The 24,127-nt window shown below is 66.7% G+C and carries 19 protein-coding genes and 1 pseudogene; 9 read left to right on the top strand and 11 right to left on the bottom strand.

The window, feature by feature from the left end:
* Positions 1-45: 45 nt before the first annotated feature.
* The 8 genes from ACZ3HL_RS09485 to ACZ3HL_RS09520 form a co-directional block, all read right to left on the bottom strand.
* Positions 46-3,645: a type I restriction endonuclease subunit R gene (locus ACZ3HL_RS09485; protein WP_465529905.1), complete on the bottom strand. Its 3,600-nt coding sequence runs from the start codon at positions 3,643-3,645 to the stop codon at positions 46-48.
* A gap of 225 nt (positions 3,646-3,870) precedes the next feature.
* Positions 3,871-4,788, bottom strand: coding sequence for a restriction endonuclease subunit S domain-containing protein (locus ACZ3HL_RS09490; protein ID WP_465529907.1), 918 nt, complete (start codon positions 4,786-4,788; stop codon positions 3,871-3,873).
* A 295-nt stretch (positions 4,789-5,083) separates the two neighbouring features.
* Complete coding sequence (locus ACZ3HL_RS09495; protein WP_465529909.1) at positions 5,084-7,693, bottom strand: type I restriction-modification system subunit M; 2,610 nt, start codon at positions 7,691-7,693, stop codon at positions 5,084-5,086.
* A 104-nt stretch (positions 7,694-7,797) separates the two neighbouring features.
* Positions 7,798-8,637 carry an RloB family protein gene (locus tag ACZ3HL_RS09500; RefSeq protein ID WP_465529911.1) on the bottom strand — a complete coding sequence of 280 codons (840 nt, stop codon included), beginning with the start codon at positions 8,635-8,637 and terminating at the stop codon, positions 7,798-7,800.
* Positions 8,634-9,935 (bottom strand): AAA family ATPase, encoded by a 1,302-nt coding sequence (locus ACZ3HL_RS09505; protein ID WP_465529913.1) that lies wholly within the window; start codon positions 9,933-9,935, stop codon positions 8,634-8,636. The genes ACZ3HL_RS09500 and ACZ3HL_RS09505 overlap by 4 nt, the downstream gene beginning before the upstream one ends.
* A 466-nt stretch (positions 9,936-10,401) precedes the next feature.
* Positions 10,402-11,451, bottom strand: a complete 1,050-nt coding sequence (gene mcrC, locus ACZ3HL_RS09510) for a 5-methylcytosine-specific restriction endonuclease system specificity protein McrC (protein WP_465529915.1) — start codon at positions 11,449-11,451, stop codon at positions 10,402-10,404.
* Positions 11,448-13,688, bottom strand: coding sequence for an AAA family ATPase (locus ACZ3HL_RS09515; RefSeq protein ID WP_465529917.1), 2,241 nt, complete (start codon positions 13,686-13,688; stop codon positions 11,448-11,450). Before ACZ3HL_RS09515 ends, mcrC begins: the two co-directional genes overlap by 4 nt.
* Positions 13,689-13,780: 92 nt before the next feature.
* Positions 13,781-14,341, bottom strand: a complete 561-nt coding sequence (locus ACZ3HL_RS09520) for a DUF4303 domain-containing protein (RefSeq protein ID WP_465529919.1) — start codon at positions 14,339-14,341, stop codon at positions 13,781-13,783.
* 471 nt (positions 14,342-14,812) lie between these two features.
* On the opposite strand from ACZ3HL_RS09520, the gene ACZ3HL_RS09525 reads away from it, so the two are divergent.
* Together ACZ3HL_RS09525 and ACZ3HL_RS09530 are read left to right on the top strand one after the other, a co-directional pair.
* Positions 14,813-15,016, top strand: coding sequence for a CopG family transcriptional regulator (locus ACZ3HL_RS09525; RefSeq protein WP_465529921.1), 204 nt, complete (start codon positions 14,813-14,815; stop codon positions 15,014-15,016).
* Positions 15,013-15,393: a type II toxin-antitoxin system death-on-curing family toxin gene (locus ACZ3HL_RS09530; protein WP_465529923.1), complete on the top strand. Its 381-nt coding sequence runs from the start codon at positions 15,013-15,015 to the stop codon at positions 15,391-15,393. The genes ACZ3HL_RS09525 and ACZ3HL_RS09530 overlap by 4 nt, the downstream gene beginning before the upstream one ends.
* A gap of 18 nt (positions 15,394-15,411) precedes the next feature.
* Here the strand turns inward: ACZ3HL_RS09530 and ACZ3HL_RS09535 are convergent, their stop codons facing one another.
* A complete protein-coding gene (locus ACZ3HL_RS09535) occupies positions 15,412-15,762 on the bottom strand; it encodes a hypothetical protein (RefSeq protein WP_465529925.1) in 351 nt (116 codons plus the stop codon).
* Positions 15,763-15,804: 42 nt separating this feature from the next.
* Between ACZ3HL_RS09535 and ACZ3HL_RS09540 the strand changes: the two genes are divergently transcribed.
* The 5 genes and pseudogenes from ACZ3HL_RS09540 (at position 15,805) to ACZ3HL_RS09560 (ending at position 19,665) form a co-directional block, all read left to right on the top strand.
* A complete protein-coding gene (locus ACZ3HL_RS09540) occupies positions 15,805-16,335 on the top strand; it encodes a hypothetical protein (protein ID WP_465529927.1) in 531 nt (176 codons plus the stop codon).
* Entirely contained in the window at positions 16,332-16,895 is a 564-nt protein-coding gene (locus ACZ3HL_RS09545; protein WP_465529929.1) for a DUF6357 family protein, read from the top strand. Before ACZ3HL_RS09540 ends, ACZ3HL_RS09545 begins: the two co-directional genes overlap by 4 nt.
* Positions 16,864-18,236: pseudogene (locus ACZ3HL_RS09550) on the top strand (DUF6357 family protein). The gene ACZ3HL_RS09545 and the pseudogene ACZ3HL_RS09550 overlap by 32 nt, the downstream one beginning before the upstream one ends.
* Entirely contained in the window at positions 18,233-18,592 is a 360-nt protein-coding gene (locus ACZ3HL_RS09555; protein WP_465529931.1) for a hypothetical protein, read from the top strand. The pseudogene ACZ3HL_RS09550 and the gene ACZ3HL_RS09555 overlap by 4 nt, the downstream one beginning before the upstream one ends.
* 11 nt (positions 18,593-18,603) lie before the next feature.
* Positions 18,604-19,665 (top strand): ankyrin repeat domain-containing protein, encoded by a 1,062-nt coding sequence (locus ACZ3HL_RS09560; protein ID WP_465529933.1) that lies wholly within the window; start codon positions 18,604-18,606, stop codon positions 19,663-19,665.
* A gap of 46 nt (positions 19,666-19,711) precedes the next feature.
* Here ACZ3HL_RS09560 and ACZ3HL_RS09565 read toward each other — a convergent pair whose 3' ends face one another.
* Together ACZ3HL_RS09565 and ACZ3HL_RS09570 are read right to left on the bottom strand one after the other, a co-directional pair.
* Positions 19,712-21,073, bottom strand: a complete 1,362-nt coding sequence (locus tag ACZ3HL_RS09565) for a M20/M25/M40 family metallo-hydrolase (protein WP_465411129.1) — start codon at positions 21,071-21,073, stop codon at positions 19,712-19,714.
* Between the two features lie 104 nt (positions 21,074-21,177).
* Positions 21,178-21,810: a TetR/AcrR family transcriptional regulator gene (locus ACZ3HL_RS09570; protein ID WP_192743415.1), complete on the bottom strand. Its 633-nt coding sequence runs from the start codon at positions 21,808-21,810 to the stop codon at positions 21,178-21,180.
* A 121-nt stretch (positions 21,811-21,931) separates the two neighbouring features.
* Here ACZ3HL_RS09570 and ACZ3HL_RS09575 point away from each other — a divergent pair, with 121 nt between their 5' ends.
* Together ACZ3HL_RS09575 and ACZ3HL_RS09580 are read left to right on the top strand one after the other, a co-directional pair.
* Entirely contained in the window at positions 21,932-23,308 is a 1,377-nt protein-coding gene (locus ACZ3HL_RS09575) for a DHA2 family efflux MFS transporter permease subunit (RefSeq protein WP_465529935.1), read from the top strand.
* On the top strand, positions 23,305-24,099 hold the full coding sequence (locus ACZ3HL_RS09580; RefSeq protein ID WP_465529937.1) for an SDR family NAD(P)-dependent oxidoreductase: 795 nt from the start codon (positions 23,305-23,307) through the stop codon (positions 24,097-24,099). The genes ACZ3HL_RS09575 and ACZ3HL_RS09580 overlap by 4 nt, the downstream gene beginning before the upstream one ends.
* The last annotated feature ends 28 nt before the right edge of the window (positions 24,100-24,127 follow it).

A 24,127-nucleotide genomic window follows, 5' to 3' on the forward strand; every position in this document is an offset into this window, starting at 1 on the left:
ACCATCTGACACTGCCAGGAGCCGTCACCGAGGTCCACGCCGCGCCTACTGATGTGGTCGCGCCTCATAACGCAGGAAGTCGTCGCATCGCTCCACGGCGAGTTCCAGAAGGTCAGCCGCCATGTCCGCTGTATTGTCCCAATCCAGGTGAAGGTGGTTGGCCACCTTGAAGCGGAGTTCCCTGCGTACGTCGTTGCGTGCATCGGACTGTGCGGGAAAATGCGGCTGCCTGACAAGGTTCGCTAACTCCCCGGTGATTCGGCACGCTGCCGTCGGCAGATCGATCTCCGCCGGCACCAGAACCGCATCAGGTCGCTTCAGTTCCCTTAGTAGCGCCCGGTACACGGGTGCCTCGGTCATCGGGTGAAGGCTCGGTCCCGAGTCCTCGACGTCCTCGGTGACATCGCTGACGAGTTGCGCGAGGTCGGTCGCGGCTTGTTCGAAGTCGCGGCGCATCCGCTGGACGATCTCCTCCAGGCGGCTGCTGAACAGTTCGTAGCGAGCCCGATCCGCGCCGATATTCGCTGTGATGTGCGTACGCAGCCGACTCACCATGTAGCGGGTCTTGGCGCGCGCGTCGTGGTTGGCGTCGACGCGTTCCAAGAAGTCGGGTGCGGTCAGCTCGATGGGAGGGATTCGCAGCGTGACACCGGTGACCCGGATATGGTCGGCAATGAGCCGACGTACCTTCGCTGCGTACCGGCGGGGGCTGAACTCGTCGCGCCCGTCCAAGTACCTCTGTCGTGCCAGGTACTGGACTTCTCCGAGGTGACCCGCGAGCTGCTCGTAGGTAAGTGCGTACGGCCGGGGTAGGACGGCGCCGAGGGCTTCGAGGAAATCACGCGCCAATTCGTCGAACTCACCGCGCGTCAGCGGGTCGGCTAGCAAATCGAGAAGGTCCTCGCGGCGCTGATCGTCGGCAAGAGAGATGGTGCCGTAAGCATCGTAAGAGGCGAGTTGCCGCCCATCGAGGAAACGGGCGACGGAGCCGTGTAGATCTTTGAGGAGCCGGTCGGCGGCGGCATCTGCCTGGAGGAGCAGACCGTCGCCGGTGGGCTGCGTTCCTTTGAAGTCCGGGTCGAGATGGTCGACGGTCACGTTCTGGAAGCCGTACACCTCACGCAGGTGGTGCTGCTCGTACGCGTGCAGGGAGCTCGCCAGTTCGGGACCGATGCCGACGAAGTCGACGACCAACCCCCACCTCTTGCGCGGATATGGCCGGTTGGTGCGGGCCACGGCTTGCAGAAGGCCCACTCCGGAGAGGGAACAGTCCAGGTAGAGCACCTGTTCGACGGGTGCGTCGAAGCCAGTGAGCAGCATCGACTGGACGACGAGGAAGGCGAGTGGCTCAGTGTCTTCTTGGTCGCCGACGTCGGCGGCTCGGCCACCGTCGTCCTCTTCCATACCAGTGACATCACCTGCCCGCCACACGTCAGTCATGGGCGCACCGGATGAGGGCGGTCCCTGACCTGGCCCGGCATGTGGGTCTACATCCCAGGAGGGGTCGGCGGCGGTGCCGTGCGGGTCGCCTAGACCCGCCTTGAAACGTTTGATATACGCGTCCTGCCGGGACTTCAATGTCCAGTCCCGCCACTCCGCGGGGTCTTTCTGTCTGTCTCCGTGGATCACCACCGCGACATCGATCGAGGCGAGGACGTCACGGTGCGGCAGCATGGCGAGGAGCTGGCGTGTCTCGTCATCGGTGTTTAGCACTGCCACTGGGTCCTCGCGCAGGGCCGGGTCGAGCGCGTCGAGCCGCCTGACCAACCGGTCACGGGAGGCAAGAAGGGCAGCTCGGTAACTGACGGCCGCGCGCCGGGACACTGCCACGAGCTGGGCGCCGAACCGGTCAGGCAGAGCGTTGACCGCCCAGTGCCGCAGCATGTAGTCGGCCTTGTCCGCGATCACGGAGGAGGCTTCGAGGATCTCTCTCTGACGCGCGAACTTCCGCAGCACGCGGATACGCCGGTCTGGTTCGGGAGGCACCTGCTCGTCGAAGTTGGCGTCCAGGGCGGCCTTCTCGACGACTTCCAGCGGCACTTCGTACGCCTCGTATCGCACCGGAACGACAGACCGGTCCTGTTCCGCGTCACGTAGCGTGTACGTGTCGACGAGCGGCCCGAAGATCTCCTCGGTATTTTTGCGCGCGTCACCGATAATCGGGGTGCCGGTGAAACCCACGAGGACGGCGTTCGGCAGGAGGGCGCGCAGTCGGGCGTGCAACCAGCTGTCCTGACCTCGATGCGCCTCGTCGATGAGAACTACGATGTGCGGGCTGGTGTTCGCGGGCCGGATCTGGACGCGGGCGTCTTCGCCGCTGTCTGCTGACCCCAAGCTCTCCTCGTGCCCGTCATAGGCAGCGTCATCACGCTGTGCTTTCTGGAGCATCACCAGGACGACGTCTGGCACTCGCACCGCGAGCTGCGCGCGAGCGTCCACGACTCCGTCTGCCCGATGGACGGTCTCCTCGGCCGCGGCCATGGATTCCAGGATCTGTTTCTCCAGGTCGATGCGGTCGGTGACGACGACGACCTTGTGCCCCTTCAGTTCATGGCTACTTCTGAGGTGACGTACGAGGAAGGCCATGGTGAGGCTCTTGCCGGAGCCCTGGGTATGCCAGACGACTCCGCCTCGCTGCCCGGCGGGGTGCCCCGCCGCGATCACCGTCGTACGTTCCCGCAGCGCACGGGCGAGCCTCCGTACAGCCCGGAATTGTTGGTAGCGGCCGACGACCTTGAGCGTGCGGCCGCCCTGCCCGCGCTCGGTGGTGAAGTCCCTCACCAGGGTGAGGAGATGGGCAGGGGTGAGTACTCCTGCGACGAGGACGGCCATGTCCGTATCGCAACCGTCGGCGGGCGCGGGCTCGGTCGTACGCCACGGTGTGAAGTACTCGGGGGTCGAGGTGACGGTGCCGAGCTCGGCGTAAGTGCGGTCAGTGCCGATCAGCACCTGCGCGAAGCGGATGAACTCGGGGACGGGTGTGGGGGATTCGAGGCTCGCGTAGCGGCAGACCTGGCCGACGGCTTCGTCCAGGGCGGCCCTGCTGTCGCTCCCGGAGGTGAGCGGAGCTTTGCACTCGATGACCACCCAGGGGAGCCCGTTGACGAACAGCACAAGATCCGGGGTGATGTGGGACAGCCCTTTGCGGTCGACGCGAAACTGGCTGACGGCCAGCAGATCGTTACGCCCGCCGTTCTCCCCCTCCCAGTCGACGAGCCGGACATGCTCGGGGTTGCCCCTCCTCCATCCTGGCAAGGTGCGGGCGTTGACGCCGTCACGCAGCAGTTTGGTCACCGCGAGGTTGGCGGCCACGCCACGCTCGGCCGGGCCCTGGCCCGGGGCAGTGCCGAGTACGAGTGCGAGGAGACGGTCGAGCTGGGCGGGGGTCAGCCAGGTGCTGCCGCCTCTGGGAGCCGGGTTGATCCGAGCCACGGCCTCCCGGAAGCGGTCCCCGTAGACGACCTGCTCATACGTCGCCCGCCGTGATGGCGCCGCACCGCTGGCGGGCTTTCCAGGCGGGGCGCCTTCCAGATGCTCCCACCCAAGTTCGATCAGCTGCTCGATCAGCGGTTTCTCGGTCCTGACGTACTCCGGCCCGGCGTACTCCGACCCTGTTTGGTCTTCTGGCTCCTGCCGTCCACTCAACGCTAAACTCCCGCCCTCACTGTCCGCTCCAGTGTCATCCTGCAGCGTAGGGGCAAACTTGCGCCAGGGCAGAGAGTTGGCAAGATGCGTTTCGATCTTTGGTCAAGCCACAAGAATGGGCACCGGCTCCTGGGACCTCGGTCGACGGCTGAACTACAATTTGGCCGACCTGGTGACGGCTGGGCTGTGTTGGGGCGCTGTTGCGGGCATAAAAGTCGGGTCCACTCAGGCGGCGCATATCTTCGAGTGGCCTGTGAGCAGGTCTTCGACAACGCCCCGCTGTACCGTACGCAGCTTGGCGATGCGCTGATTCAGTAAGCCTGCAGCGTGACTCTCTGCCTTCCAAACGCCCACAATGCGCTCCTGTTCATCACGCCTCACCCAAGGAAACGGAACTCCTTCCAGCAACCTTGAGTTAATCGTGTACAGGCCCGAACTCGTAGCGCACTGGGATTTCCAGTAACTGCGCACTGTACGCGAATTGAGCCACAGCATGGCGAACTCAGGGAGCGCATCTTCGAAGCGAAGCCGGAAAAGGTGATTCTGGTAGAGAAGGCCGACTTGGTCGGCTCCTACGATTGCGCAACGCCCGATCTGCTCAGGGTCCGCATGCCCCTCGACCACGAGGAGATCGCCGGAAGCCAACGAGTAGCGGTGATGGTCTCGTTCCATCGCCTCCAATAGAGCGATGTCCCCTTCGATCCAGCCTTTACGAACGTTGGCCACGCGCAAGTACCCCGTTGGCCTGAGGCTCGGTACACGATGGGACCCCAGAGTGATGCCCGCGTCGATGGAAACGCCCGCTTCCTTGAGCGGGCCAACCTTCCCGCCACTCGCTCCTAGAAGCTGCTCAATCAGGGCGTCAAGTAGCTGGGCCCGCTTGGCCGCCACCCTCCCCAACGCCCCGATCTGCCGCTCGAACGCGGCATGCGCGGCAACGATCCGGCGCTGCTCGTCAAGCGGCATTCTGGGCACACGCAGAATACGTATGTCCGCCTGAGAGATCTTGTACTGACCGCTCGACCCTCGCATGACTCCATCGATCTGTCTACGAGCGGCGGCCGACGCAAGTGCGATGGCCAAGAAGTTCGGATCGAGCACCTCAGTGTCTGCTACTAGCCGGAATACCAGGTCTGGCACCATTAGCCTACGATGCACTTGGCCCACCGAACAGACGGCGCCAACAAGGGCCTTTACGCCGTTGGCTCGTGACACCAGTACGTCGCCCGGGGCTACCTGCAGCGCAGGGCGGGGGGCAACGCCCCTTGGCAACGTCTTGGCCTCTTCCTCCAAGAAGGAACCGGAGGTCACTGCGCTCAGCTTCAGGACCCCCCACTCGTCACCTGCCGGAAGTCGGGGCTCACAGACCGGACTCCATCCCGTCTCGACCCGTCGGAGTACGTCCTTCAGAGGTACCGTACGGCTATCGGCCATGTACTCAGCGCCCATAACCCAGCTCCTTAAGCCAAATTCCCAGCTCCCCCTGAGCCGTCTCGCTGGCGCCCTCCAGTTCGCTCAACGACACCGCATACTTCTCCGCCCACCGTCGGAACACCGCCACCAGCTCGCGCCGCCCCACCGCGACCGCCGCGTCAAGTCGTTCCGTCAAGTCCTCGTCCAGCACAGCCAGGACGATCTCCTGGGTCCGCTGTTGATCCAGGAGGACCAGCTCCGCCGACGCCATCAGATCCCTCAGGAAACTGTCGTCCAGCGCCTTGCGCTTCTTCGTCGCTGCTGCCCTCGCCTTCCTGCAGGCCGCCAACTCGGCCTCAAGGCGAGCCAGCTCCTCGGGCGAAACCGGCTCGGCGGTCTCCTCCGCCCCGGAGTCGTCCTCGCCGTCCTCCGACGACTGCGTCGCCGCGGCTACCGCGTCCGCAGCCTCCTTGTACGCCGCATCGGCCGTCGCCACCTCAACCTCTGCGACCGCGTACTGCTTGAGGAAGTCTGGGATGAGATGACGTACGACCGGCTGGTCCATCGCGCGTCGACGGTCAGCAGCCGAAACAGTCGCCTTCGGCTTCTGGGCGGACCCAGTATTGCTCACCGATCCCTCTGCGGGCCTCACGATCGCCTCCGTCGAGTCGACCCAGCCTTCGAGGACACGCCCGAAGCCGCCCGCTGCCAGAGCCTTCATGTCGTAGCGCGCGTGCGTCCACCAGTCGGCGATGATGCCCGCCGTGCGGTACTCGTCGAGGACGCCCACCTGTCCGATCGACTCGGTGAAGCCCGCGAGCACCCCGGTCCGCAAGTCCATAAGCTTCTTGTTCTCGACCAGCTTGCCGAATAACGTCGCGCCCTTTGCCCACCATTCCGCGTACGCGGCTCGGAGCGAGGCTTCCTGCGTAGAGGCCTGTTCCGCGATGCGGCGGACTGTGGCTTCAGGCTCCTCCGGCAGGAAGTCGTAGTAGTCGGGATCACCGTCGCGTGCGGCGAACAGCGTGGACGCATCGACCCCGTGCGCTCCGAATAGGTCTGCCTGCGCCGCGACCTCCGACACGGGGACGCCGCCGTACAGATGCGCCCGTACGTCTTGCGGCTCTGCGGGCGGCGAATTGTCCACCCAACGGCGAATATTGAGGTTGGCGCCCTCGGAGAGGAGATCATCCCTCGTGACCCATCGCGAGTAGCCCGGTATCTGTCGTCCTTGCTGGAACACCGTGACGATCTTCTCGACGTGCTCCGGGCCCAACTCGTTCTGGTTGCGGCCGACCGTGAACTCACGGTCGGCGTTGATGAAGAGCACCCTCTTGCTGCGGTCAGGATGCTTACGGCGCGGGCGGCGCAGGATGAGGACGCAGGCCGGGATACCGACACCGTAGAAGAGGTTCGGGCCGAGACCGATCACCGCCTCCAAACAGTCATCGCGGAGGAGTTCCTCCCGGATCTCCTTTTCCTTGCCGCCCCGGAAGAGCACGCCGTGTGGCATGACGACGGCGACCACGCCGCGTTCGTCCAGCACCGAGACCATGTGCTGAACGAACATCAGGTCGGCCCTCTTGCCTTTCTCGGGCGCCCAGCCCCAGTTCATGCGTGTGCCGTGCTGCTTGTCAGCTGCTGCCACTTGTGACTTGTCGTACGGCTGGGAGAAAGGAGGGTTGGAGAGGACCTTGGTGAAGGTCATCAGGCGGTCGTTCTCGTCGAGGTGAAGCGGCTCGGTGAGAGTGTCCCCGTGCTTGAGGTCGAACTTGCGGATGCCGTGCAGCACCATGTTCATGCTGGCCATCGACCAGGATGCGGGGTTGCGGTCCTGGCCGTAGATGCCGAGTTCGTCGGGGTTGCCGCCATGCTCCTCGACGTACTCGCGGGCGGCGATGAGCATGCCGCCGGAGCCCATGCACGGGTCGTAGACGCTTTCCAGCGGCTGCGGGTCGAGGAGACGCACCAGCATCCGCACCACCGAGCGCGGTGTGTAGAATTCTCCGCCGCTCTGGCCGGCGGAGTCCGCGAACCGGCCAAGGAGGTACTCGTACGCCGCACCCAGCATGTCGGGGAATTCGAAGTCCTCGTTGCGGAGCCGGTAGAGGCTGAAGTGCCTGATCAGAGCGAGCAGTTCATTGGGAGCGAAGCGGGACTTGCTACCGGCGATCGCATTGAACTCGATGTGCGAGGCGACGCCGGACAGCCTTGAATTGCCCTCTTGGAGGGCGACGAGCGCTATATCCAGGTATTCGCCCACCTTCATGGGGTTGCCGTCAGGGCCCTTTGTCTCCGCAGTGAGACCCTCGATGCCCGGGACAGTCATCTCGGGATGCTCGGCGTCGAGCACGTGCGGCCCCGTCCACCAGCGTGCGCGTGGCGGGACGTAGAAGACGTGGGTGTAGTAGTCGGGGTTGTTCGCCCGCAGCAACGCCTCCTTCTGGCTGCCCGTCGCTTTCAACCGCTCCTGGTAGACACGACTCCATTCGGGCTCGAACTCGTCTGATGCCCGCTTGAGGAACAGCATCCCGAAGATGTAGTCGCGGTAGTCGGAGGGCTCCATGCGTCCGCGCAGGATGTCGGCGGCGGCGAACAGGTGCCGCTCCAGCTGGGGAAGGGTGATTCGGGCCACGCGCCGGTCCTTCTTCGGAAAGTGAGTGGGAGTGCCAGAGCAGAGTAGACGCCCCGCGACTTCGAGCGGAAAATGCCCGAAGCACCTGACTTAGAGGGCCCGCGTCAGTCGTCCTCGATGCCGAGGCTGGTGAGGAGACGCCACACATCGGTGGACGGGTCCCGGCCCAGGACCTCGCAGTCCAGAGAATGGCCGGAACGGGCGGCCCACTTGCGCGGCGACTGGGGCAGGTGGTCGGGGTTGTGAGGGCTGATGCGGTCGACGGGGACGGCCTCGTGCTGACTGGCTTTGCACGCCCCGTGCTCACACTGGGTGACAAGGCTCTTAGCGTTTGCGATGGCGGCCTTGGCCTTGCCCTCCAACGCTTGGCGACGCGGCCCCTGGATGCTCTTGTCGTTCTTCTTGTCGAAGCGGCTGAAGGCGGGATCGGCCTTGCGGAGCTTGTTCACCACATTCGTGCTCTTGCCGCTCTGCCGTCCGCTGAACGACTGGAAGTGCAGGAGCAGCCACAGATCGAAGGACGGATGAGAAAAGCAGATCTCGGTGCTGTCGGCTGCTGCATCCTCTACGGCCTGCGGAATCCGCGTGTGTTCGTCGCGGTCGAACAAGGCCCAGGTCTCGTCTTTCTCGGCGTGCTCGCGTACGACTTCCACTACCTGCTCGGGCAGCAGACCGTTCGCCTTGTAGACAGGGACAATCCGGAATGGCTGCCCCGTGCGCTCTCCGGATCCGAATCGCTTGACCAGATAGTCCAGGTAGTCCGGCTCGGTTGACTCGCCCTCGCAGCCCACGTAGAGAACCCGCTCCTGCTTGTGCTCGGCCCATTGGACGGGGGCCAGCGGGCGTCCCTCGTCGCTGCTCCCTCTACGCCTCTTCCGCTTCTTCGGTGCCCCATCGGACTCGTTGTCGCTCGTGGCCTGTTCCTGCCCGCCCCACCCACTCACGCTGGCGCCTTCGCCTCCCGCTCACGTTCCCGTTCCTTCCAGATCAGGGCGCGAGCGATCTCGCCCACACTGACCCGTGGCGAACCGCCATATCGGCCGCGTAGGTATCCACGTTCCAAGTCCTCGTCGTCGCCGGGCCCTGCCGCCGCGAGCGGATACAGTTCGGTCTCGCCTGATGCCTTTTTCGAGGTGAGCCACACTTGCGAGCGGGCGAGCGGGCGGTCCAGGACCGCGCTGCCGAGCAGCGTCGCGTCGTGTGTGGTGAAGAGCAGTTGCGCACCCCGGGGATTGGACTTGGGGTTCTGGAAGAGCCGTACGACTTCGGCGGCCAGCGTGGGGTGGAGGCTGGAGTCGAGCTCGTCCACCAAGAGCACCGTGCCGGCGTCGAGGACAGAGAGCATCGGGCCGAGGAAAGCGAACCATGAGTGAGTGCCGAGTGACTCCTCACCGACGAAGTCGAGAGCGATGTCGCTGCCGTCTGAGCTGCGGTGGCGCAGGGCGATCTCGCCCGTCTTACGGTCGATGTCAATGCCACTGATGCCCAGGTCAGCGATGGAGAGCAGTTCGACGAGCCACTCCCGGTAGCCCTTACCGCGCTTCGGGTCGGCCAGCATACGCTGCGTCCAGTCACTTCTGGCCTTGACATCTTGACCGGGGGTCATCAGCCACAGGTTGTTGATAAACCACCTGTGCAGGGCGGCCAGTTGAGGATCATTCAGAGTTGCGCCTGTGGACAGGAATAGGGCGTTGGGGCGGGTGACGGGCACAAGTACGTCCGGTTGTCCCTGGAAGCCGGTACCTACGCCGGGGTCGGAGTCCTGGCTGGAGCTGGGAAAGAGGAATTCGCCGCCCTCGGCCTCAGGGCGATCGGCCTCGCGGTCGAACCAGACGACGCGCGTGCCCTCGGGGTAGGCGTGCAGCCATTCTGCCTCCACCCGTTCGTCCGAGAGTTCGAAGCCGTAGGTGTAGCGCACTGGGCTCGTCCCCAGCATCAGGTCGACCTCGTAGAGCGTCGTCTCGTCCGCGGCGGCCGGGTCCAGCTTGAACGGCTGACGTGGCACCCCCGCCGTGGTCGCCCAGTCCGCGAACGACGTGCGTACGGCGTCCCGCATGTCGAACAGAGCCCGAAGGAGGTTCGTCTTGCCGGACGCGTTCGCACCGAAGATGCCGATTACTGGAAGGACTGACACCTCTTTGTTCTGGTCGCGCAGTTGGGTCGAGCGCGCCACGCCTTCATCGGCTGAGGTGCTGACGAACGACAGCTCACACTCATCACGTATCGAGCGGTGATTGGCCACTCGAAAACGGAGGAGCACTATCGACCTCCAGTAGGGCGGGAGACCGCCCCGTCTCGTACTTGAACCTTCTGCGGACGATCCGCACATGAAGCCTATGACGGCAGTTGGTCGGTGGCCAGTCCGGCCTACTGCCGGGAGATGGTCTCACCGCCCTGACCAGGCCGTCGCGTCGGTCCGTCCAGGATTTGGGAGGATTGTCGACGCGATCACACGACTCACGTTCTGTAATATGATCGGCTGTCAGTGAGTGAACTGGAAGCGTCGGCGTCAGGCCCGAAATCGACAAACTTTGGCCTCGATCCGATGGGCAGCGAGTCCGGCGCTTGGAGTTGATCTGTGCCGCGACGTGGTGGAGTTCCACTTCTACGTCTGAAGCCGGCGTGCGGGTGTTCCACACCGAGCGCTGGCCGTCCATCACTCCATGGGACGCTGGGCCGTGCCGGAGCGGGCGAAGCAGAGGGGTGCGTCAGTTCTCAAGCAAGCGGAGTACATCTTCGAGTTGAGCGCTGAGGTGCTGCCACGGCCGGTTGAGGTCGAGGGTTTTCGCGACGATTCGGTTGCCTTGAACTACGACGTCCAGATCAGGTTGCTCTGCGGCGTCGGTCCGCGCGTAGAGAAGCAGCCCGCTGACGGATCCGTCGCGCTGGGTGTCCTCGTTCTTCACGTATGCCAGGACTTGGTACAAGTGCGCGGAATGGACGGTCGCCTTGCCCCATGCTCCGGTCTGCATCGAATGGCTGTAGTACTTCGCGTCGATGATGAGAGTGCGCTCCCCGTGGCGGAGCGTGACGTCGGTGCGCATCAAGGGCAGCTGCGAGCTGTGGTCGCGCGGCTCGTCGAGGTCCCAAGCAATGGTGGGCGCGCCTGGGGACAGCTCGGGATGGTGGACGGCGTAATACTCGCGCAGAAACTGCTCGTACAGCCTGCTCATGGCCTCGTCGGAGACCCATGATGTGAGTTTGGCACTTCCGGAGTCCTGCGTGGGGAGGAGCCCGCGGACGATCAGCTCGCAGACGCCGAGCAGCAGCCGGTAGGTGGCGTTGGCGCGGTGGTAGGTGAGCTCACTCCAGCGGATCGATGTCGGCGCGATGAGGGTGACAGCTTCGAGGTACGGCAGAAGCCTGCGCAGCTTGTCTTTGCGCGATGTGGTGACCTCGCCGTGGCGGAGCAGCAGCACCATGACCGATTTCAGCGCCTGGTTATGCGGCGTATCGGATTCGTACTCGTCGAACTCGCACACGAGCCGCCCCCGCTTGGTCGAGCGCTGCGCCACCGTTCGGGTGAGGTCAATCCGCCCGCGAACGGTGGCGAGCTCATCGCCGCGGTGCAGGTAATCGCGGTGAATACCTCGTTTGACCTGCGAGCCGATGCCGCGCACGAGAATCTCGGCGAGCAGGTCGTGGAGGTGGTCGAACCGCTTGGTCGCCACGTGCTCGATCCCGCTGCTACGGATCGCCCGGAACGCGTACGCGATCATCACGTATACGTTGCGGATGGCGATCGACCGATCGGTCATGCGACGGCTGCCCGGAGCTTGCCTGCCCACTCCTCGGCCTTGGCCGGTTCGTCGAACCAGTACTCGTCGATGAGCGGGATCAGCTCGTCCTCGACGACGGAGTACAGCCACGCGTCGTCGGCGTCGCTGTCCGTGGGCCGGGACAGGAAGCTGTGGCCGATGGCGAATCCCTGGCCGAGCGCCGGGTCATCGGCGATGGCCCGGTTGAGATCGACGACAACGGCGACGATGCGGTCGAGGGTTGGGCTGCCGGCGTCCTGCTGCCAGCGTGTGAACCCGGCCGAGTCGAAGCCGGGGAGCATCTCGAAGAACCCGAAGCGACGGCGCAGCGCGTAGTCGAGGACAGCGAGGCTGCGGTCGGCGGTGTTCATCATGCCGATGATGTGGAGGTTCGCTGGAACGGAGAACGTCTCGTTCTTGTACAGCAGCCGCAGGTCCTGACCTCGTTTGTCGGCCTCGATGAGCATCAGCAGCTCGCCGAAGATCTTGGAGATATTGCCGCGGTTGATCTCATCGACGATGAAGAAGTACGGCCGGTCATCGTCGTCGGCGCGCGCTTCCTCGCAAAATCGGTAGAACGGCCCCTCTGCGAGGGTGAAACCGCCGCTCTCGGTGGGCCGGTAACCCATCATGAAGTCCTCGTACGAGTAACTCTGATGGAACTGGACCATCTGGACCCGGCTGGGATCCTTCGCGCCCATGATCGAGTAGGCCAGGCGTTTGGCAGTAAATGTCTTCCCGACGCCTGGAGGGCCGGCGAGGATGACGTTCTTCTTGCGCGCCAGTAGCGCGCGCAGCCGGTCATACCGCTTTTCGGATAGGTAGACCTCGCTGAGGAACGCCACCTTGTCGTACGCCGGGAGCGGCGTCGGTGGGACGGGCGGTTCCGGCTCGACTTCTCCGGTGACGACAGCCTCGAGTTTCTGGACATAGTCGTGATACGGGGTGATGTCGGTCAACGTCTTGGTCGCTGCGTCCCCGGGGTGCTCCCAGGACCCCGTATGGGTCCACTTCACTGACCGGAGGTGGCGGAACGACGCGCGTTCTAGCTCGAAGCGCGCGTCGGACGTGACCTCACCGCGGCCGACGATCTCCCGTCGGCCGCGCTTCGCATAGACGATGTCGCCAACTGCGATCTCGTTCTGGAACTGCCACAACGCCAGAACCGCATTCTTCCTCGACCCGCCGGTTCCCTCGACGTCGAGGGCCTGCCGGATCGCCTCTCGGCTTGGATATGTCGCGAGGTCATCGAGCTCATCCCAACCGATCGCCATGATGCCGTCGGCCGAGAACGCCTCCCACTGCGAGGCCTGCGCGCCAGGGGAGTACAGCCAAAAGTGGCGGGGACGAGGCTCGGCCAGTCCCGCCGACTCGGCAGCCGGGGTAAGGGGCTCATGGGATGAGTCCCAGAGCTCCTTCAAGCCTGGGGCCCAGAAGTGGAACGGCCCCTCGACCTCCCGAGCCAGTGCGGTGCGGATCTCCAGCAGGTCACGGTCGATCGATGCGGCGTCGTTTCCCGTCGCCCCACCGATCCGATCGGTGAGGCCGTCACGGATCTTCTGCTTCATTCCCGCAGAAGAGATCGGTTCGAAGACGTCGGGGCGAGCGAGGAACTGCAACGCGTTGCGGATGTCGGAACGGTCGTCGCCGGAGGCGAGCATCACTCGCTGCAATTCCCACGGGTCGGTCTGCGCGCGCTCCCTCTCGGCGTCGGATAGATCGTTCCAGTAGCGCACGAAGATCGATGCCCAGATGAGGTGCCGCCACAGCGCGCCGTTGTACCAGGACCCCGGCTCGAACCCTGCGATCCCGGCTGGGCGGGCCAACCACGTTGCCATTGACTCAGGGAGCACCGTGGGGGAGTCGAGGTGTTCCAGGACTCGTTCGACATGAGCTTTGCGAGTCTCGGGCAGGGCTGACCGCAGCGGATGCTCACGGAGGAATACGAGTTCCGCCGCCAGTAGCACGATCTCCCTGGGCGCACCGTGGAGCTGCTCATCGAGCTTCTCCCATTGACTCTGCCCGGTGCCGATGAGCGGGTTGTCCCCAATCCTGGCCCGAAGCTCCTCGGCCACGGAAGCCGTCCAGATCATCGCCGCCGGGTCGATGATCGATCGGCCATCGCCGAGCATGTGGGTGATGATCTCACCGACCTCCTGCGCGATCGCCATGTCAGGGGCCGGTCGTGACGACGCTGCGACAGCAACCTGGGTGTGGTCGGACAGCTCGTTGGTCATGTCTGCATCCTCCCCCACTCGTCGCCTGCGCCGTGGGGCACGGACGATCGTCCGCGAGGTTGTTCGGTTACGGAACATAGTGGAGTTCCGCTTCAACGTCCGATGTCGACCTGCAGGAACTCCCGGAACTCCGCGGTTTCGGCCTGACCGTTCAGCGCGGCGTTCCACCGCGCGATGTCGGCTTCCGAGACGTCGGCGTCGAGTGGCAGGAAGACCCGCGCCGCGTTCGGCCACTGCTCGAAGAACCCGGCGGCGACCGAGGCCGTCAACGCCTGTGAGATCGAGTCCCACACCGTCCTCCGGAACTCGCGAAGGCCCGGACCGGTGCAGCGTTGCATCGCCCGTTCCGCCTCGGCGCGGATCGGCTCCAGCGGGTCGTCGATCCCCTCGGCGCCGCGGATGTCCATGTCCCACTCGCCGAGGTGCCATCTCGCGTCGATGGCGAACTCCGGGTCCTCGGCGATCATCTCGTCGAGATGCCGCCGCGAGTGGGCGAAGGCGACGATCGACGTGGCGTCGGCGTCGGTCGCGATGCCGACGCCGGCCACGTCGTCCGGCGGCAACTGTCCTGCGACCGCCGCGATGGCCTGCTCGAGCGCCGATCTGAGCCGATCGGACCAATCGCGTGCCCACGCGCGGAGTTCGAGATCCATGGCGCCATTGTCGCCGCTCGCTCCTCGGTGGTGTGGGGGCCGACACATAGGATCGGCCTCACCGCTGGAGGGTCGCGGCGGAGCTGGATTCTCCACGGAGGTAAGGGCATGGGTGCTGATCGCGACGTCTGGTTCATCGATCGTTGAGGTGTCCAGATCGAAGACGGCATCTCCGTCGAGGTCTTCGCCGCCCTGCTGGACGCGCTCAACGACGACGATGCCGAGCACGTCGTCGTCGACATCAACGACAGCGGCGACTGGTTCGTCGAGTTCACCCGCCGCTCCGTCTGTTTCCAGCAGGCGGAACGCGACGGAGAAGTCGTTGGCACTCTTGACTATGCCGGCCGCGCCGAGGCGCTCGTGATCGCCAAGGAGTTCATCGACGGCGACTTCGAGGCTCTTCGCGCGCCCTCCTGGAAGCCTGACGCCTGAGCAGACTTGATCATGATACCGAAGTGGTATCATGAGCTCATGGCGATGACGTTGAGGCTGAACGAAGAGCAGGAGCGCGCTTTGGCCTTGCTCGCCGAGGCCAACGGGGTGAGCAAGCACGAAGCGATCGTGCGCGCGATCACCGACGCCGCGACCCGGTCCGTCCGTGACGATCGAGTGCGTGCCCTGTCGCGCGACGGGCGGGCGCGCTACGCGTCGTTGCTCGATCGCCTGGCGCAGTGAAGATCGAGTACCTGTCCCTGGACGACCTGCTCACACTCGCGGCCGACCTGAGCGTTTCCCGAATTCGGGATCTGGGCTTGCTCGACGCGGCGGCGCATCGGCCGCAGTCGTCGCTGATGGGGCAGGACGCTTATCTGAGCCTGCATGAAAAGGCGGCGGTTCTGCTGGAGTCGATCGTCCGTAACCACCCGCTCATCGACGGCAACAAGCGGCTGGGTTGGATGGCGGTCTTCGTTTTTTACGGCCTCAACGGTGTCGACCTGGAAGCGCCGGAGGACGACGCGTACGAGCTCGTGATCGCGACGGCGACCGGGGCTGTCGCCTACGAGGAAGGGGCCCAGCGCCTCGCGGCGTGGGCTCGCCCCGAAGCCGGCTGATCACACACCGTAGCGTTCCTAGGACATCGTCGCGGGCGCCTCCCCGTGCCGCGCCCTGTAGGCCGCCACGATCTCGTCCGCCACGTCCTCCCCGGCCTGGAGACGGACGAGGTACGGAACCGCCCAGTGCAGCTCGGCGGCGTCGAAATCTTTCTCCCAGAGTGGATCGAGCCCGGTCCGGGACTCGTCGAGCACCGCGGAGAGCGCGACCTGCCCACCCGCGTTCACCGAATGCGGCCCCACCGAGATCGAGACGCGGGAAGCGGCGCCGGCCGGATGCACGGCCACCTCCATCGGGTGCGGGTGACGCCCGGGGGCCGTGCGGGCGATCACGAGGAACCGCAGTGGCCCGCGTTTCGTCTTCTTCATGCGGCCATTCGAGCGCGCCGCCACGGACCGAGGATGAACCGCATGACGAGCCCCGCCCTCTCACCGCTCGCCCGTGTCCTGGCGAGCACGGACTTCGCGGAGGACTGGTACCGCTGGTGCGACGCCGAGCGCGACTGGGCGACGGGTACCTACGAGGAAGACTCCCTGCCCACCGCGAGCGGTGGGTTCGCCGCGCTCCCCGCGAGGGAGTTCATGCGGGCGTATCGCGCGGCCGGGGCTGAGGTTTCGCCGGGATCGACGTTCCCCGGCCCGCGCCACCGGTCGTTCACCGTGGAAGTCGCCGAGGGGCCGACAGTGTGCAGCCTGGCGGTGCTGCTCGGGCGGGGGATCAACTCCCAGGAGTGCCGCCTGGCGGTGCTCGCGGACGGCGAGCGGCAGGGTGAGCCCGAGATGCTGCACGCGCTGGCGCTGGCCATCCGCCGTTCCCAGGGCGAGCCCGATCCGGATCCGCCGTACCCCCGGCCGATCATCGGCAGCCGCGGCCAGCTGGAGGCAGTGTCCCGCGGCATCGTCGACGTCCTTGGCCAGGTCGCCCGAGGCTGGGCGTCATGAGCGAAGTCCTCTTCAACCGCGAGAACCCCTGGATGCCGCGAGTGATCCGCGCGGACAGCGGGCTCAGGATCGAACTCGGCGCCGGAGCCGACGCCAACCACGACCCTCGCACGTTCGGCTTCCCCGTCTCGGAGGCCCACCTGGCGGTGATCCGCGACGACCTGACCCGGCCTCTGCTGCTGTGGAGCGCGATCCTGCCACTGTGCGAGGCGGCCGGGATCCGGGGTCCGCTCGACGAGCGTGCGGCGGTCGCGTTGCTGGACCCGATCCTTTTCGCCGCGCCGGACGGCGTCGAATCGTTGTTCCGGGACATCCGCTGGGACAAACGACGGCTTGTCGCTCAAGGCGCGGACGTCGGGCTGCTCGAACGCGGGCAGCTCTTCGACGCGTTGCGCTCCGTGAGCGTGCTGTCCGATTGGTCGCTCGTCCGCGAGTACGACGCGAACCACCTTCGCCCCCGGTCGGCCCCCGCTCGACGAGGCACTCCTCGAGCACACGGGCGGGAAGGTCCGGGCCCCGGGCACCGGGATGCGGATCGCCCGCGACCGGCGACGAGGTGAGCACGCCGTGAAGCACCGTGACTGGCGGCGAAGGGAGGAGAAGGTCCAGCGTGCGGTTCGCCGCGCCTTCCCGGACCTCGCCGGCGACGCGGTGCGCACGGTGAGCTTCTTGGTCTGCTCCGAAGCCGCCGACAGGGCCATAAAGCAAGGATGACAATGAGACCACTGACCTTCAGCGACGACAAGGACAACGAGGAGAAGTGGGCGCCGGGCGATGCGCGATCCGCGCCCGACGCGTTCCGGGAGTTCGTCGGCCGTCACCGCGCCGAAGACAACGCGACGTTCTGTATCGAGGACGAGCAGAACGAAGAAGCGCTGCTGCTCATGTTCGACGCCGGCACCATCTGCCGGGTCAAGGGAGCGGAGAACTCGCGGGTCGAGTACCGCCTCGTCACCAACGGCGGCGATTACCGGAGCCAGGTGGCCAACTTCGTCCGGGGCGGTTCGGCCGCGCTCGACCGCAGCGGGCCGTGGTGGCCGGACGTCGCCGCCCTCGACCGGGCACGGCTCCGCGCCGTGGTCGACGAGTCGCTGCTCCGGCGGACACACCCCCGCGAGCTGCGCCATCGGCTGGAGGTCCTGACCCGCATCGACGGGCGCGAGCCGGCGACGGCCGACGGGGTCACGCACTTCGGTTTCGGCAACGGCGGGGGTGACACCGTCAACGCCTGGTTCGCCGCTGACGGCCGCGGTCTCGTGGTGACGTTCGACCACACCAGCCCGTTGAACTTCTACGAAGACCCGCAGGCGCAGGCAGCGCTCTACGACGGCGTGCCGGCAGACCTTCTCGCGCTGGTGATCGAAGCGGACACGACGCTCGAAGTCTCGCGGCCCGGCGGCGGCACCCTCGTGGCCGCGACAGGCGTCTTCACCTTTTCCGGTCCTTGCGCCATGGCGGACGGGCTGGTGTCGCATTTGCAGGAGACGCGGCTGGGCATCGAGGACACCGGAGCGGGCTGGCTTCTGGATGGCTTCCTCGCGCCGGAGACGTTCACCTCGGCCGCGGTCGCCGAAGCCGTCGCGTGGTGGAGCGCCGAGGACATCGCGAGAGGTTTCGCCGCCGCGGGGGAACAGGAGCAGGCCGCGCCGTTCGACCAGGAGACGGTGGATCGCTTCTGCAAGATCTGGGCCGATTCCGGGTACAACGATCGCTGGGACGTGCACTATGTCCTGTTCGACAGCTACTCCGCCGAGGACGCGGGTGAGGACCGGGACGAGCTTCTGAGCTTGGTCCGGACGCTCGGGCTCGAGCGCGTGGACACCCCGCCGGGAGCCGCCGACGGTGAGGTGTGGGTCCGCACGGATCCGCGTATCGACGCCGAACTCGGGCGCTGGTCATGACCGCCGAGCTCGTCACGTCGCTGGCCGACGCCATGGGGCCGGTGGACGGCTGGGAATCGCTGGCGATGATCCTGGAGTTCGGCGAAGGGTTTCGCAGTGCGCACGGGTACGCGTACTCGCCCGAAGGTGTCACGCCCGTGGCCTGCAAGTGGTCGAGCATCGAAGCCGCGGTGGACGCGTACCTGGGCGGCCACTACCGGCCCGGTGAGAGGTTGCCGGTGAAGATCCTCGTGCAGTTCGACCGGACGGCCGGGAAGTACGAGGTGACCTTCGAGGACACCGACGAGGAACGCTGGGCCGTGAAGCCGAAGAACTTCCGGCAGATGCGTGAACAGCTGCACCCGAAGTTCGACTGAGGAGAAGCACGATGGCACGGAAGCGGAAGACCCTTCCCAAGGACTTCGAAGAGATGTTGACCTCAGCCTCGGTGGAGGAACTCAAAGCCGTCTTCGGCAAATGCGAGATCGACGCGCGGGGCGGCTATTCCAAGGGCACCGCCATCGGCTTCCCGGCGTGCCCGGACGAGCTCATCGTCTGGCTGACCGGGCAGGGGCTCGCCGTCGACACCCCGGACAGCTACGGCAGGACACCGCTCCACGCGCGGGCTTCCCGCGGTGCTGCGAAGCAGATTCCCTTGCTGCTCTCGCTCGGCGCGGACATCGATGCGGCTGACACCAACGGGCAAACACCGCTTGGGGCCGCCGTGGGCAGGCTGAGGGTCGAGGCGGCGCGAGTCCTGATCGAGCACGGGGCCTCGACCGAGGTCGTCGACAGGCGCGGCAACACCTTGCTGATGTGCTGCCTGATCAGTACGGAGAACGCCTATCTCCGGGAGTCCGCCGAGATCGCGAAGCTGCTGCTCGAACGCGGGGCGAGCATCACGCCCGAGATGCGCCGGAAGGTCGAGCGGATCGGTAGTGGGTTCGAGTTCCACCGCGAGACCTTCAACCGCGACCTTCTCGAAGAGACCGACACCGCGCTCAGCGAGCTGTACCGGATCTTCGAGGTCGAGCCGGTCGCGCGGCGGTCGAAGCACGACGGGGTTTCGCCGATCGTCGTTCCCGACGGATCCTGGCAGGAGCGGCACAAAGCGCTCTGGGAATTCCTCGTGCCGTCGAGCGGCGCGGGCGAGACAGTGCAGTGCGAGGCCATCCGCGTCACCGGCCGGATCTCCGACGAGATGTTCCGGAACGGCGGGGCGAACTGGGACCGCGATTATCGCGCGATGGCCGACGCGTTCCCGGGTTTCCTGGCGCAGGGCGAGCCTCTCGGCGAGGAAGAACTCCAAGAGGCCAAGGCGATCGCCAAGCACGTCAGGTCCGGTCGCGGCGGGGACGAACAGCTCGATCGCTTGAGCGAACTCGCCGTCGCCTGGGTCGCGAGGAATCCGGCCCCGATCGCCCTGGAAGCGGTGGACTACTCACGCTGAGGGGCGCCGGGTGTCCCCGATGAGCATCGAGGACACCCGGCGAGGCTCACTTCCGCAGCAGGCTGTACGCCGCGGAACCGATCAGCTCCAGCGAAACCTGAAGCCGCTCAAGGGAAACGTTGTCCTTGATGGTGTCTTCCGGCGTGTGGTACGTCGGCTCCAGCAGCGCCGGGCCGGTTTCGCCGCGCCAGCTGAAGTTGCCCGACGCGATGCCGCGCTCGAAGAACGGCACGTGGTCGCTCGAACCGCGCGCCACCGGGCCCTTGACCCGCGGGTCGTAGCCGAGCCGCTTGGCGGCGGCGTTGACGGCCGCGGTCGTGGCGTTGTCGGCGCCGTCGACCGAAAGCAGCCAGTAGGTGACCGCCGGGTCCCAGCTGGTGGCGACCATGTCGTTCTGGAAGCAGCCCGCGATCCGCTTCGCTTCCGGGTCGGACAGGTTCTTGACGTAGTGCCGCGAACCGATCAGCCCGTATTCCTCCGAGCCCCACAGCGCGAACCGCAGCGTCTTGTTCGTCGGCAGGTGCCGCAGGACACGCGCCAGTTCCAGGCACAGCACGGTGCCGCTGCCGTCGTCGTTGGCGCCGGGGGAGCCGGGGACGCTGTCGTAGTGCGCGGTCACCATGACCACACCGTTGTCCTTGCCGGGGAACGTGGCGGGCCGCTCGGCGATGACGTTGTACGACGTCAGGTTCTTGTGGTGGGTGGCCGTCGCCTTCACCGTGACCGAGCCCTTTGCGAGCCGTTCGCGCAGCCGCTCCACCTGCACCTGGGCCAGTCCGAGCACCGGGATGGTGACCGGGGTGGCCAGCGTCGGGGAGAACGCCGACAGCTTGCGTGCCGGGTCGGCGCCGATCCGGCCGAGCAGCACGGCGTCCGCTCCGCGCTGCGCGGCCGTCAGGTACGCGTCGGCCTTGTTGGTCACGGCGGCGATCAGCACGATCTTGCCGGTCAGGTCGTCGGGCAGCGTGCTGCCGTCACCGGCGTCGACGACGACGGCCTCGCGCGTGACGTCCTGCAAGCCCTGCGGTGACGAGCCGGTCTGCCAGCTGTCACGCCCGATCGACAGGCCGCCAAGGAACTTGTCGGCGATCGGGAACGGCTGCAACGTGACCTGGTAGCGCAGGTCCCGGAGCACCTTCGCGATGTAGTCCCGCGCTCGCAGTTCGCCTTCGGTACCGGCGATCCGGGGGCCGATCTTGTCGCTGAGCACCCGCAGGTGCTCCAGTGCCCGCCGTGAGCGGACCCGCGCGACCACGGGGTAGTCGCCGAACTCCAGCGACGGCGGGAACTGCGCGCCCGGACGTTGCTGCGTCGCCGCGGCGGCCGTGCCGGGGTTCAGCCCGATCGTCGCCGCGCCCGCCAGTGCCACCGCGCCCGCGAGCACCTCACGTCTGCGCAGACCTGCCATGGAACACCCCTCACTTCTCGAAGAAACTCGTTCGAGTAGCTAAGAGTCACGAGGCCCGGAGAGCAACCTCCGATCGTCCCCTTTTTCCTTTCCGTGACGTTTCCTCAGCCCTGTGCGCCGAAGGCCTTCAGGAAGGTGTCGACGGCGGCCTCGGCGATGGCGCGAAGTTCGGCGTCGGGAGTGCGGCGGGTGCCGAGCCTCGCCCGCTTGTCGGCGGGACCGGACAGCAGCGCGAAGAACTGATCCGCGGCCAAGAGCGGGTCCGCGGTTCGAAGGTGCCCGGAGACGGTCAGGCGGGCGAGCCGGTCGGCCAGTGCTTCGGCCACGCGGTCCGCCGCGCGCGTGTGGATGACGTCGAGCAGGTCGGGGAACTGGCCCGTCTCGGCCGCGAGCAGCCGTCGCAGCGCCCATGAGCGGTCGGCGCAGTAGCACTCGAGCAGTTTCGAGCCGACCGTTTCCAGCGTGGCCCGGAGATCCTCGCCCGCGCCGGTGAGCCGCTCGACCACGGCGAGGTTCTCGGCGAGCGCCCGATCCGCCGACGCGGAGACCGTCTCGCGAAACAGGCTCTCCTTGTCGCCGTAATGGCTGTACACGGTGGCTTTGGCGACGCCCGCTTCGGCCGCGATCACGTCCACGCCCGCCTGCGCGTATCCCTCTCGCGCGAAAACGGTGAAAGCCGCGTCGAGGATCGCTTGCCGCTTGTCGATCCGGCCTCGGGCCGTACCAGTTCCACTCATGTCCTCAGCGTACCGGGACGGCCGGATAACCAGACTAGCCAGTCTGGTCAAGTAGACCTGCTAGTCTCAGACTCATCGGTCTGAAAAAACAGACTGGAGAGTCTGATTCGAGAGGAAGAGCATGACAATCACCCGGGACGATCGGCTGGGCTCCGCGCTGCGGCCGCTGATCGGCGTGATCCTGCTCGGCGGGGCGCTGGGCATCCTGAACAGCACGATGGTCGCCGTCGGGATCCGTGACCTCGCCGAGGACTTCGAAGCCTCGCTGGGCACCGTGGGCTGGGTTTCGACCGGGTTCCTGCTCGCGGTCACCGTCACCATCCCGGTGACCGGCTGGGCGGGTGAGGCCTTCGGCGGCAAGCGGATGTGGCTCGCCGGGCTCGGCGTCTTCCTCGCCGGTTCGCTCGGGTGCGGGCTGGCGTGGGACATCGAAAGCCTGATCGCCTTCCGCGTGCTGCAGGGGATCGGCGCGGGCATCCTCGATCCGCTCGTGCTCACTCTGCTCGCCCGCGCCGCCGGGCCGCGGCGCGCGGGCCGCGTGATGGGGCTGATGGCCGCCGTGCTCTCGCTCGGTCCCGTGCTCGGCCCGGTGCTCGGCGGCGTGGTGCTGCAGGGCCTCGGCTGGCGATGGATGTTCCTGCTCTGCGTGCCGCTCGGCGCGCTGGCGGTGCTGCTCGCGGTGCGCGTCATGCCCGCGGATCCTCCTGTCGAGCGGCGGGCGCGGCTCGACATCCTCGGTGTCGCCCTGCTCGGGCCGGGTTTCGCGGGCCTGCTCCTGGTGCTGTCCCAGGCCGCGAACGGAGCGAACCTGCTCTCTTCGCCGGTGCTCGTCCCGCTGGTGGCCGGCGTTCTCTTGCTGGCCGGTTACGTGGTTCACGCGCTGCGCGGTGAGGCGCCCCTGGTCGACGTCCGGCTGTTCGCCCGTCGCGGGTTCGCCGCGAGTGTGACCGTCATGGCGCTGACCGGGCTGGCGATGTTCGCGAGCCTGATCGTGCTCCCGCTGTACTTCCAGCAGGCCGGGGGACACGGGGCGCTCGCGGCCGGGCTGCTCGTCGCGCCGCTGGGCCTCGGGGCCGCGGTCGCCGCCCCGCTGGCGGGACGAGTCAGTGACCGGGTCGGTTCACGCAACCTGGCGCTGGCAGGCGGTCTCGTGGCCGCCCTGAGCGCGGTCCTCTTCACCACGTTCGACGCGCGGACCGGTGACGCGGCGGTGGTGCTCGCCGGGCTGGCCCTCGGCACGGGGCTCGGTTTCGTCGGCCCGCCCGCGATGGGGGCGGTGTATCGCACGTTGCCGGGACCTCTGGTGCCACAGGGAAGCTCGGTGCTCTACATGCTCAACCAGCTTGGCGGTTCGATAGGTGTCGCCGTGGTCGCGTTGATCCTCGCCACCACGACCGGGCCGGTCGCGGGTCTGCACGCCGTGTACTGGTTCGTCGCGGGCACCATGGCGGTCCTGCTCGCCGCCGCCGCGCGCCTGCCGGGAAGGGGTGACCGGTGAAGACGATCGTGATCTCCGGCGGTACCGACGGGATGGGCAAGGCCCTCGCGATGGAGTACCTCGGCCGGGGCGACACCGTCGTCGTGCTCGGCCGGGACCCGGCGAAAGGCGCGGTGTTCGGCGAGGCCGGCCGCGCGACTTTCATCCAGGCGGACCTCGGCCTCATCGCGCGCAACCGTGAGGTCGTCGAGCGGATCACCACGACGTTCCCGGTCGTGGACGCGCTGGTGTTGTGCGCCCGCCACTTCCGTTCGACCAGGGCCGAGACGGGCGAAGGCATCGAAAGCACCTTCGCGTTGGAGTACCTCAGTCGTTATCTGCTCAGCCACGGACTCGCCGCAGCCTTGGGCCGGGCCGGACGGCCCGTCGTGGTCAACGTGTCCGGTCCGGGGGTGACCAAGCCCGAGATCCGCTGGCAGGACCTTTCGCTGACGCGGGGCTATGACGGTGTCGCCGCGCAAATGCAGGCGGGGCGGGCCAACGACCTGCTCGGCGTCGCGTTCGCCGCCGAACACGCCGCGAGCGGGATCTCGACCGTGCTGCTCAACCCCGGCGGTGTCTCGACGAGCTTCTCCGGGGAGTACGACGCGGCGACCGCTGCCCACGTCGAAGCGCTGAAGAGATACGGGAAACCCGTCGAGGAAGGCATCGTGCCGAAGACCCCGCGGGCGACGACCCGCCCGCAGCGCCGCTCAGCGCGTTCGTGGAAGGGCGGCGGATCGCGGCGACCGGCCCGGGATTCGAACCCGCGGCGGCGAATCGGCTGGCCGAGGTCACTCGGAAGTTGCTGACCGGCGTACGACCGCGGAGGGTAACTTC

The sequence above is a fragment of the Amycolatopsis sp. NPDC000009 genome (assembly GCF_055563465.1).